This is a genomic window from Moraxella sp. CTOTU47915, assembly GCF_031986685.1.
GTDB classification, from domain to species: Bacteria; Pseudomonadota; Gammaproteobacteria; order Pseudomonadales; family Moraxellaceae; genus Faucicola; species Faucicola tetraodonis.
In genome coordinates, this window is sequence record NZ_DAMAAE010000014.1 from 1 (window position 1) to 11,549 (window position 11,549).

Genomic DNA, 11,549 nt, shown 5'->3' on the forward strand with positions numbered 1-11,549 from the left:
GATACGCTTAAGGATTGTGTTGAAAGTTGCTTGGTATAATTCGGTTTTAACTATAGATGGTCATAATGGGCAAGAAAATCTGGCATACCTTGCTCAGTTGCTGACCAATCTGACGTGATAGGTTGCCATTTTTCATTGCCTTTAAAATTACCCATAATACCAATCGCTGACTTACTGTCTCGACTGATACGATTACTAGCACTTTCAATGTCTTCATTAAGGCGAGTTTTTAATACATCGGCATTGTGAGCGAGTTGTTTAAATTTTTTATCCAGTTGCTCTATGATGGCTTCGCTCATCGGGTGGTTGGCTAAGATATCGTTTTGGGTGATTTTAAGCTGATGGCTTTTTAATTCTTGAGATTTCGCCCCTTCTTTGCGATTAAGTTTAATTAGCTGGCTTTGTAACTCGTTAAGATTTTGTTCAGCTTGTTGATATAGTTGTTTTGCTTTGGCAATATCGCCTTGGGCATTTTCAAGCGTGGCAAGTTCTTGCTGTTGGTAATCGAGTTGGGTTTGCCAAAACGGTGCATTGATATCATCCCAGTTGGTTTCAAGTAATTTGTGCCAACGATTTTTTAATATTTCTATGTTGGTCATGGCTTGGCGAGCTTGTGCGAGTATTTTTCCTTGTTCGACAAGTTGAGTTTTGAACGTTTGTTGTTGAGAAAGCAGTGAGTTTAATAAGGATTGGTTATTAAAGCCCAATTAAATAGCGAAATTTCTCGTAGTTTTATTTGTCCGTTATCGGATTGATTAAGTAGCGTGGCTTCCATGACATATCTCTTTTTACTTATAAGATTTATTTCTAGTGCTGTGTTAATATTAAAATAGGCTGTCCTGCTGTCCGAATAGTTGCGTGTCCCCTGCTGTATTTTTTGTTGGCAAGTTAAGTTCTACTACTGTGTCATTTTTCACTTGATTAGTGACAGCATTGCTCGACTGTTCTAGATTGTGTTCTTTATCGTCATACTTGTCTGGCATCTCACCAAGCAATGCGATGTATTCATTGAGCATGGCTTGTAATAGGCTTGCATTGACGACATAACGTATCATAGGTGTGATCTCATAGCGTTCAACGTTGCCCCGTTTGAGAGTAACCAATTTATGATTTTTAGCAAAATGCTCCAGTCTCGCTGAGAGTTTTTTCTTATCTTTTGAACCGTGGTCGGTGAGTGGCAAAAATGGCGACATTAAACTTTCTAGTTTTTCGATATCGATGATGATTTCAGTCTCGCCCAAGTTTTGGCGTTCTTGATAGTACTTACGCAAATTGAGCAATAAAAGCGTGTCATATACGTTGAGCGTACGTTTTTGAATCATGGATGTAATATCTTCGCCATCCAGTTCAGCTTGCTCGGTGTCATTTTCGAAATTATCTAGCCCTGTAAGCTGTTCATGGTTTTCTGCGACAAAATCCGCTCTCGCTACGAAAGCAACCCCGCTATGTTCATCAATAATTAAGCTACAATAGATCTCGGATAAATGACGGCGAATACTGGTTTGATGACGCACAATATTGTCAAATAATTGCGGTTTGGCACTGTGCAGTATCACGCCTTGCTGAGATAAATAAATCAACGCTCGGCGTGCGTCAGCTGGCATGTCACTCTCAGTAATAGCGGTCGATTGAGCATCTGATCGCGCATCGAATGACCCATTTTCATCCATCTTTTGTGTGTTCAGTTTTTGCCTATCGCTACCATGATCAATATTTTGGCTTGATACTCTCGAAGCCTTTGAATCATTTTGCTGTTGGGTGTCAAAACAGGTCGAATTATCGGTGCTAGTTACCATGTTAAAAAAGCTGTTTGTCATTATTTTTCCAGATTTATTCGCTGTAAGAGATTTTTATAACGCTAACGCCATCGGATTATCGATAAAATCTTGAGGGAAATGCTCAGTTGTCAAAATTAGCTTAGGTATAGTTGCTTGTAGCTGATTACCAAATTTATCATTGACCAAAATCAACTCTGTTTGTCCGATGTCGGTGGCTTTGACAGCTTTTGCAATACGGATGAACGCGACCAATTCCTCAAGTCCTGCTTGAATTGGCATATAGTTATTGATACTCGCTATGCTCATCGCACCGTATTGATCTAAGGTGTAATAGATTTTTTTGGCGACTTCAACGACCTGGACGGTTTCTAAATTTTCTAACGTTTTTTGGCTTAGGGTGTGATTGTTTTCATGCTCTTGAATGTCGCTTAAATCAAGTTTTTCTTCAGCAATTCTGAGCCGTATACTATCAGGCGATGAATACGGCATTTTGCCGACTTTAATTGTTAGATTCAGGTCTTTATCAATAATTTTTGGCGTGTCTTTAAAGGCAATTGCCCGTTTTTCAAGTTGACTAATTAGCCTATCGACTGCATGATTCTCGCTCATTGCGCCACTTTCAATGTAAGACTTTAACTGTTCTTCAGTACGTCGTCTGATACGAAATACTCTATCACTTTCTCGTGTTAGCTCTGAAATAATGGTGCTCAAAAACTGGTGGTGATGTGGGGCAAGTTGGTTTTTATCAGTGGTTTTGAGCACACTTCGCATCTGCTCGGTAAACTCGGTTAAGCGATTGTCATCGGATAACAAATGAAAAAATCCATCAAATGCACTACCCGCATCAGTTTTGGCAAGTAAGTCTTCTTGTTCAAATACTTTTTGCAGTAACTCGCCTTTACTCAAGTTATCATCAATCATTTGTACGCGTAAGGTCTTATCCATTTTGCGGATTTCTTCTTCAAGTAGCCGAAAATCCCCTGTTAAACTGTACGCAAGGTTATAAATTTCTCGAATTCGTTCCTTTTTCTCATAGTCATTGAGATAGACCATTTTACCTACATTTAAGTCATTGATTTGGCTTTCTAACTGGGCTTTTTGTTTCTCTAAAATAGCGATACGCTCGGCCGTATTTTCACTCATCATCACCGCCAAATCTCGAACCGACTCTTGGACAATCCGCAGATGCGATGCAGATGTACTGATAATCCGCTCATCAAAACTTTGGCAAAACCGTAATACCCTATCAGTAGCGTCAGTGACTGTCAGGCGGTTATCCATTTCTCTAAGCCAACCTTTTTTTATCCAATCATTCAGATAGGTCATTGCGTTAGATTCGGTTTGCCAACTGCCATCAAGCCGTGCTTCATCCAAAGCATTATCGAGCAATATTCTAGCTTGCCCATAACTAATTTCATTGTCGGTCTCAAAAGCAGTAGCAATAAAAGCTAAAATAAATGGGGCATTATCGGCTCGCAGTAGTCGCCATGCAGCCGACTCTCGAAAGTGACGTTGGTAATTTGCCGATTTTGCCATAAAGCTCATGATGATGCCTTTTTTAGTCTATGTTGTTTGGGCTTATGCGATACGCCCTCTGTCTATTTCATCCCTACGATTTGCATTAAGCTGTCAAAGCTATTAACTACTTCATAGCTAACTGGCATTTTTTCAACTGCCGCCAAGGTATCCACTTGTTCAAATTCGCTATTGTTACCTTGTGTCTGTTGCAGTTTGGCAAAAAACGCTTTGGCACTGGCGATTTTTTGTTTTTCGGTCTCTCTCAAGTCTATTTCGCTGGTAGAGCCTTTGGTCTCTGCGACAAAATAGACATGACGTACCTTGTCTTGATTAAAGGCAATCGCCCAGTCAGGGTTATAACCGCCAAATGGCGTGGGGATGACAAAGTTTTTGGGCAGTTTGGCATACACCACAACTTCATTGATGTGCTGTTCTAGCTCTGCCAAGAATTTGCGTTCAACATCCGAGTCTGTTTCCACATACTCCCAGACATGACGATTGGCTTTAATGGCGGTATCTGACAACGGAATATTACTCACAAAGATATCGTTACTGTCATACCGCTCAGATGTCAATTCATACGCGATATTTTGCACGATCAGTTTGGCCTGTTGCTCATTGATGAGACGGCTAACTTCGCTGATAAAGGCTTCTGGGTTATGTTTAAACTGTGAAAAGACCGCTGAGTTTATTTTACTCAATACAGCAACGACGGTGCCACGGGTCAGATTGGTACGGCTTGCCACTTGCCCGATAAGGTCATAGCGAATCGGCGTTTGTACATTGACACTGTACTGCTCACGATTAGACTGCACTTGCCCAAAGCTGTCACCTTGTCTGAGTGTGTCGTAATCTAGACTATCTTTTTGCTCAGATGTTTTGACGGTATAGGTGAGTGACTGGACAAAGTTGTTGTTACGCTCACGGCTAACTTTATCAATTTCGCTGATACTCTCAGCAATTAATTTTTCGCTATCAAGCTGGATTTGATAAATCGATTTTTGGTTGATGCGTCGCCATAGGGCTTGGAATTCTTTACGGTTTAGATTGTCTGGGTTGATGGTATTTTTGGGTTTATTACCGTTGTTAAACATGCTATCAAAGGCGTTGGGATTAACAACGCTGCCAATTAACTTATGAACGGAATTTTCAAATGGTTTTAATTCTTCTGGTAATTCTGGCAATTTGCCGTTTTCTTTATCTTGATGATAGCTTTCTGACAGATTACCTGCTTTATCCGTGTAACCATGCGAACGTAAATAGAAGAAAATTTCATTAGCTGTATCTGCATCAACGACCATTTGCCCACCCAGTTCACTCACCAAGGTTTTACCCGTAAAGTACTGTGGATTTGCTTTGCTCGGGCGAGTTGCAAGATTTTCGAGCATTTCTTTTTGTAGATTACCGACAAATTCAACATAGCTTTCGTTGGTAATCACGGTTAGGTTATTCAGCCGATGTACTTCACCGAGTGGCAGGTAGCCACTGTCCATGCGTGTGCCATGTCTATCGACTGCAAGTCGCAAGCCACGTCCCACTTCTTGACGGCGAGAGATGACGTTATCCGAGTGCTTGAGCGTACAGATGACAAAGACATTGGGGTTGTCCCAGCCTTCACGCAAGGCAGAATGCGAAAAGATAAAACGCACATTTTTACGAGCGATTTGTTCGTCACTATCGAGCCGTTCGGGGAAGGCAAGCAAGGATTCTTTATCCTTCAAAATCAAATCATAGGCATCGATATCATCAGCGACCAGCACTTTTTCGCCCAGTTCTTCGTCTTTAACGCTTTTGACATTGGGATCGACCATGTGGCGTTTTTTATCAAGGCTAAAATAGCCGTTATGCGTACCTTGAGCAGTGATGGCTTTAAGATAGTCCTGGTATGGGTCATTTGTTAGGTTTAAATCAATGCGTTTGCCTACTTCTTCGGTATAAGCTTGTTCAAAGATATCCGCATACTCACCATTCACCGCATTGCCGTCCATGTCGTACTGGCGGTATTTGGCGACTTCGTCAATAAAGAATAAACTTAAAACTTTGATGCCTTTGTGAAACAAGCGCTGTTCGATATCCAAGTGCGAACGGATGGTTTCACGGATTTGGATACGGCGTAAGTCTTTATCGTCCACATTCCCCTGCCCAACGTGTAGCACAATGCCATTGGCAAATTCGATACTATCGGCGGTGACTTGGGTGACGGTATAGCGGTCTTTGTATTGTTCGGCTTCACCAGAAATATCGAATAAATCTCTACCTTTCTCAATATTGCGGATTTCACGTCGAAACTCGCCTTTGGTTGATTTGATTTCTAGCTCTAGCCGTGCAATGGGCGCTTTGCTTGAGACTATCACGTCTTGCAAATATAGATAGCCATTTGTGCCCGTCAAGCCTTTGACTTCAATGCCTTTAACGGTGATTTTTTTGACCAGTTTTTGGTTATAGGCATCCAGTGCGTCAAGGCGATACACTAGGTTATAGTCACGCTTGTGGGTGGCGGAATAGCGTAGGATAAATAACGGGTTAAAGTTGGCAAGGCTTTGTAAGGTCTTGTCCGCGCCCATTTTTTGCGGTTCATCTAGGATAATAATAGGACGGTTACGGCGTATCACGTCAATGGGACGGCGAGAGCCGAATTCGTCTAGGCTGGCGTAGATTTTGCGTGATGCTTCGTTGTTCGCCCCTTCTTTGATGGTGTTAAAGGCTTGCACATTAATAATCATGATATTGATACCACCATCCGAGCTAAAGCTCTCTAGGTGGTGCAAGGCTTTGGAGTCGTAGATGAAGGCTCGTGGCTTTTTGCCGTATTCTGCCAGTAAGTCATCCGCCATCATGGCAATGCTTTTGTTCACGCCTTCCCGAATAGCGATACTGGGCACGACGATGATAAACTTACTCCAGCCGTATTGTTTGTTCATCTCAAAGATGGTGCGTAGGTAGGTGTAGGTTTTGCCCGTACCTGTTTCCATTTCGATATTGAGATTAAGCGGGCTTGTGGTGAGATTGTCGCCTTTTTTGTTGTCAGCTGTGACAAGCTCGGTGGATTTTGGTAATGGTCTATTGGCTTGCACCGTTTGGATGTTTTTAAGAATTTCATTCAAGTCAAATAACGGCGTATTGGCAAAGCCGATATTTTCATCGTCTAACATATCATAGGTTTGTAAGGCAGAATTTTGCAATATATCAGTTTCGCCAAAATCTAGCCCTGCCTGTTGTGTCACGCGTTTGGGGGTTGGCTGTATGCCCCTATCGAGTGTATAGCGGGTTTGCCCGATAAGCTGCTGTTGTCCACGGAACACATCGACGACGGCTTGCACGGCATCGAGTTGGTAGGTTAAGGGTTTAAAGGTAATTTTCATGTTTTTCTCCTTTTTCCCTTAGATAAAGCGTACATCGGTATGCGGTGATAGTTGTTTAAAGCGTTCTTTGATGTTGGTTTTGTCGCTGTCGGTGGCGATGGCGCGTTCACTGGTGATGAATTTGAGTGGATTGAGTGCGGCAATGTCATTGACCATGGCGGCGTCGATATGGTCTAGGCTGGCAATCAGTGAGTTGCCGCCCACTTGGTAGATGGTGTGTCCGCCTGATTTGCTAGAAAGCTCAGTGCGTTCAATGGGCAAGGATAACGGCACGCCGGTGTCTAGCATGAATTGGAATAGTAAATCTTCGTCGCTGCGGTCGGGTTTGATGTTGTTTTCGAGTGTGGCGAGTAGGTCTTGGTTGTAGTCTTGGGGGCGGTAGTAGATGTCGTTCATGTTGCTGGTGTCGATTTTTAGGACTCGAAAGCCTGTGTCAAGATGGCTTAAATCTTTGTCCTTGTTTGCATTGTCTAGGTTGTCTTGGCGGATTTTTGCCCCTGCTCGGCGGATGCGTTCTTTGGATATTTCGGCGATGGTTGGGTAGCCTGCTTTATAGGCTTCGGATTTTGGGTCGGTGGTTTCTGGGATTTGTACCATGATGAATTGGCGGTTGCCACCGTCTTCGGCGTTAAGCTGCATCACCGCATGAGCGGTTGTTGATGATCCTGCGAAAAAGTCTAGGATTAAATCGTTTTTTGAAGTAATACTTTCAAGAAATTTTTTTGCAACATAAATTGGTTTTGGATTATCAAAAGGCATATCTAATGCTGTGTCACTTCCGCCAAAGTACAAAAGCGATGGTAATGCTTCCAACAAATTTTCATCTAAAAAATATTTATTTCTTGGTTGAGTGTTTTCATCATTTCCGAAAACAATTTTGTTTGCTAAGAGTAGTTTATCCATAGTTGCATCAGGATAACGCCACCCCTTTTCAGGTACAGGGCAAGGTTTTCCAGTCCTAGGGTGTATGAGTGGTCTGTGTGAACGAGTTTCTGGTTTATCTGGTGCAGACATGGATACTGGTTGAAATATCCTTCCATTATCATCTATAAAGGAATAGGCTTTTTCACCTCCACTTAGACTATCATTGATAGAATTAAGCCAATTTTTATATTCTTCTCTAGTATTATCGTTTACCCCATTATATTTTTTTATTAATTCTTTAACTTTCTTTAGCATCTTTTCTGCGTTTTCTTTTTTTCTTATTAAATTATTCTGATGCAAAAAAAATTTTTTATCTTTGGAAAAAATTATAATAAATTCATGTTGTTGGGCTACACCACCCACTTTTCCTTTTGGATTTCTTTTATCCCAAATGACAGTACCTAAATTATTTTGATTGCCAAATACCTCACAAAGTATTTTTTCCAAATTTGAGTATTCATTTTCATCTATATGTAAAAAAATCGCGCCATCATCGGCTAACAAATTCCGCGCCAATTTCAGCCGACTATACATCATCGACAACCAATCACTATGAAACCGCCCATTACTCTCCGTATTCGCCACCAAGCGATTACCATCGCCATCCACCTGCCCCGACCGCTCAAAAAACTCAGCCGTATCCGCCGCAAAATCATCGTTATAAATAAAATCATTCCCCGTATTGTATATAATACTCCCAGAAAACTAGACCAAAAAATCGTAGCAAATAAGATAGAATAGCCCTTAAGAAAAGAGGTCTATCTAATGACAAAAGTTCGTAAACGTCATAATGCTGAATTTAAAAGCAAAGTTGCTGTTGAAGCAATTAAAGAGCAAAAAACGATCAATGAGCTGACTGCTGAATACGGTGTTCATGCAACCCAAATCAGCAACTGGAAAAAGCAAGCCTTGGCTGTTATACCAAGTGCCTTTAACACCAAACAGCACGACAACGAACAAGCCCAGCAAGCCATTATCGATGAGCTTCATCGACAATTAGGGCAAGTCATTAGTGAACGAGACTGGCTTAAAAAAAAGTCCTCACAGCTACCTTGAATGCTCGTAAACAACTGCTAGAGCCTGACAATAAGGATTTCAGTACCCGTAAACAATGTGAACTGCTCGGTATTAACCGCTCAAGTCTGTATTATCAGCCAAAGCCCATCAGCGAGCTTGATATCACCCTGATGAACCTGCTTGACGAGCAATATACCAAAACCCCATTTTACGGGGTCAAACGAATGACAGCGTATTTGAGGCAATTAGGCTATCGTGTCAATCACAAGCGAGTACGCAGACTATTACGGCAAATGGGGCTAGATGCCATCTACCAGCATCCTAACACCAGTAAGCCCAATCCTGAGCATCAAGTTTATCCCTATTTGCTTAGGAATGTACCCATCACCCGCTGTAATCAAGTGTGGAGTACCGATATCACATACATTCGCCTGTCTAAAGGGTTTGTGTATTTGATGGCGGTGATTGATTGGTATAGCCGTTATGTTTTAGACTGGTCGCTATCAACGACACTTGAAGCAGATTTCTGCATTGATACGGTGGGCAAATTACTGCACAATGGTCTACGCTGTGAGATTTTTAATACGGATCAAGGCTCGCAGTTTACCAGCCCAAGATTTACCACGCCGCTGATTGATTCGGGCATTGCTGTAAGCATGGACGGTCGTGGCAGGGCACTCGATAATATCTTTGTAGAACGGCTTTGGCGGTCAGTAAAGTACGAATGCGTGTATTTACGCCAGTTTGATACAGTCAGTCAAGCCAGAGCAGGTTTGAAAGACTATTTCGAGTTTTACAATTATGAGCGGTTGCATCAGTCGCTTGAGTACCATACCCCTGCACAGGTTTATTTAAACAATAGTTCGGATAATTCTGTGTTTTATCAACCCAATTCTATCTTAATTTTGTGATTATTTGGTCTAGACATTGGGGAGTACCTTAGTACGGCGGGTCAATATAAATCATCTTCACCTTGCCAAGATAACTCTCCTGCAATAGCTTCAACGCCTCAAGATTATCCCCCTCAATAAACAAATTGCCCGTTGTCTCAAAATCCACACTCTCCTCACGGCACGGGCGTAACGTCTTGGCTATCGGACTGTTCGCCGTCACAATCGCCTCACGCTTGCCAACCCAGTCAAGGCGATAACGCTCTTGCGACCCATCAATCACCGAATGCGATAATTCTTGCTTGAGCAATTCAAAATCAATGCCCCGCTCAAGCACTACTTCACCGTTCATATCACGGATAACCTTGCCTTGCTCATCGGTTTTTGGCTTCTCGGTGACACAGTTGGGGAACAGCTCGGCAAGACGCTCAATATTGCTATCGACTAGGTTTGGGGTGTGCATTTTTAGCGTAGTCATGGGGAAGTCCTTGAGAGTTTGAATGAATTATTTGGATTAAATAAGCAAGTCTTGCTGTGGGTTATCATTTAGCGTTTCTAGATACGCTCGCCCTTTGTCGGTTGTGCGATAGGCTTGGCTTGGGTGCGTATCTTGGGGATATTTTTTAGCGAGTTTGGCTTCTTTAACCAAAGCAGTTAAATGATTTTGTGTGGTTTGAGTCGTTCTTGCAATCAAATCCGATACTTTGATAAGGCTTAAAAAATCATGCTGACACAGTTGCAGAATAATCGCCCTAAGCTCGTCATTGGGTAGTCTTTTCTTTAGTCTTGCAGGTGTAGCTATACTAATAAGATGGGTATTATCGGAAATTTCAACTTCGTTATTAGGGTAGCTCGGCTCGTTATTAGGGTAGCTCGGCTCGTTATTAGGGTAGCTCGGCTCGTTAAGACCAGTGCTTGCACCTGCCAAAGTTTGGTCATTACCTGCTAAGCTATTACAATTGTCAGTATAGCAACTATTTAAAAGGTAGTAGCTGTTACTACTTTTACCATGTTGTAATAAATAGTTGTTTTTACAAAATTTTCGTAAAATACTACTCGCTTGAAGTGTATCTAATCCAATATTCTCTCGAATATCTTTATTGGTAATTTGTCCCATTTTCTTGGCAAGGATTAACACTTCGGCTTCTGTATCTGTCAAACTATCAAACTGCTTTAACCATAACATTTCTTCTTCAGCAATTAATTGTTGAAGGCGTAGCACCGTTTCACAATCATTATTTGAAATCATTCATTGACCTTTTAACGGGTTAAATCTTTGAGCTGTTTTTGTAGCGTTTGTAACTGCAAGTTCATCTCTACTTGCCGATTAAACTGCTTTTCTTTATACATGCGTTTTTGCAACTCATAGATTTGTTTGGTAAGCAGTGCCATTTTTTCGGTATGGGCAATCTTTTCTTCAATACTAGCAATCTTTTGATGCGTTGTAGATAGGTTAGCTCCGACGTTTGGCGACAAAAAGACATTCGAAGACGTTTTATTTGTCGTTTTGTTGGTATGAATAAGTAGCTGCTCAATAAAATACTCATACAAATCCGCGATTCCAAATACAATCGGTAAATCTTCACGCTGTGTTAGGTCCTGCCAATCAGTTGCGTAGTATTTGCCTAGGACGAATTTTTGGCTGTCTGCTTGGCTTTGACGTTTATAGTTTGCGATGACTTTGATTTTATCTTCAAAGAGAATCTCAAAGATAATCGGTGATGGTATCAATTTATCGATAAACTGCAAAACTTCCGTATCTAGCCTTTCAACACGACTGACGATACTAAAAATTTGGATTTCTTTAATTGTCTCGCTATCGTTTAGATTAATGGTATGCGGTGAGAGCTTATACGCCCATCGGATACTTTCCACTTGCTCCACAAACAAGCGTTCGATACGGTGATTGGCACTGCCTCGTTGGTAGAACTTATTTTTTGGAATAATTTTATCCACTTTAGCCGTTGACGGATAGTGATATAGCATGGGTAACTTCCTTAGTTATATAGAAAACTTGTGCAAATACCCTATAAAGAAATTCATTCAGTACGACTTCTTAT

General features: G+C 41.6%; 7 protein-coding genes and 2 pseudogenes. 1 reads left to right on the plus strand and 8 read right to left on the minus strand.

Translation table 11 applies throughout. The features are described from left to right. Positions 1–50: 50 nt before the first annotated feature. From RTL34_RS10065 to RTL34_RS10085, 5 genes and pseudogenes are all read right to left on the minus strand, one after another. A complete protein-coding gene (locus tag RTL34_RS10065; protein WP_312116644.1) occupies positions 51–599 on the minus strand; it encodes a hypothetical protein in 549 nt (182 codons plus the stop codon). A gap of 225 nt (positions 600–824) precedes the next feature. Then, positions 825–1,817 (minus strand): DUF4194 domain-containing protein, encoded by a 993-nt coding sequence (locus tag RTL34_RS10070; RefSeq protein WP_312116646.1) that lies wholly within the window; start codon positions 1,815–1,817, stop codon positions 825–827. Positions 1,818–1,850: 33 nt separating this feature from the next. Continuing rightward, a complete protein-coding gene (locus RTL34_RS10075; RefSeq protein WP_076775510.1) occupies positions 1,851–3,323 on the minus strand; it encodes a DUF3375 domain-containing protein in 1,473 nt (490 codons plus the stop codon). 53 nt (positions 3,324–3,376) lie between these two features. Continuing rightward, the gene (locus RTL34_RS10080) at positions 3,377–6,658 is read right to left on the minus strand and encodes a type III restriction-modification system endonuclease (protein WP_312116649.1); all 3,282 of its coding nucleotides are present in this window, start codon (positions 6,656–6,658) and stop codon (positions 3,377–3,379) included. An 18-nt stretch (positions 6,659–6,676) separates the two neighbouring features. After that, positions 6,677–8,269: pseudogene (locus RTL34_RS10085) on the minus strand (site-specific DNA-methyltransferase); the annotation flags it as partial. A 78-nt stretch (positions 8,270–8,347) separates the two neighbouring features. On the opposite strand from RTL34_RS10085, the gene RTL34_RS10090 reads away from it, so the two are divergent. Next, positions 8,348–9,510, plus strand: a protein-coding gene (locus tag RTL34_RS10090; protein ID WP_101965291.1) for an IS3 family transposase whose coding sequence is annotated in 2 segments (ribosomal slippage) — positions 8,348–8,621 and positions 8,621–9,510 — 1,164 coding nt in all. Because the reading frame shifts where the segments join, the coding sequence is not laid out codon by codon here. A 31-nt stretch (positions 9,511–9,541) separates the two neighbouring features. Here the strand turns inward: RTL34_RS10090 and RTL34_RS10095 are convergent. The 3 genes and pseudogenes from RTL34_RS10095 to RTL34_RS10105 form a co-directional block, all read right to left on the minus strand. Beyond that, positions 9,542–9,967, minus strand: a pseudogene (locus RTL34_RS10095) (site-specific DNA-methyltransferase); the annotation flags it as partial. Between the two features lie 36 nt (positions 9,968–10,003). Then, positions 10,004–10,738, minus strand: a complete 735-nt coding sequence (locus RTL34_RS10100) for a hypothetical protein (protein WP_312116653.1) — start codon at positions 10,736–10,738, stop codon at positions 10,004–10,006. An 11-nt stretch (positions 10,739–10,749) separates the two neighbouring features. Then, positions 10,750–11,475, minus strand: a complete 726-nt coding sequence (locus RTL34_RS10105; protein ID WP_312116656.1) for a DUF4391 domain-containing protein — start codon at positions 11,473–11,475, stop codon at positions 10,750–10,752. Positions 11,476–11,549 lie beyond the last annotated feature (74 nt).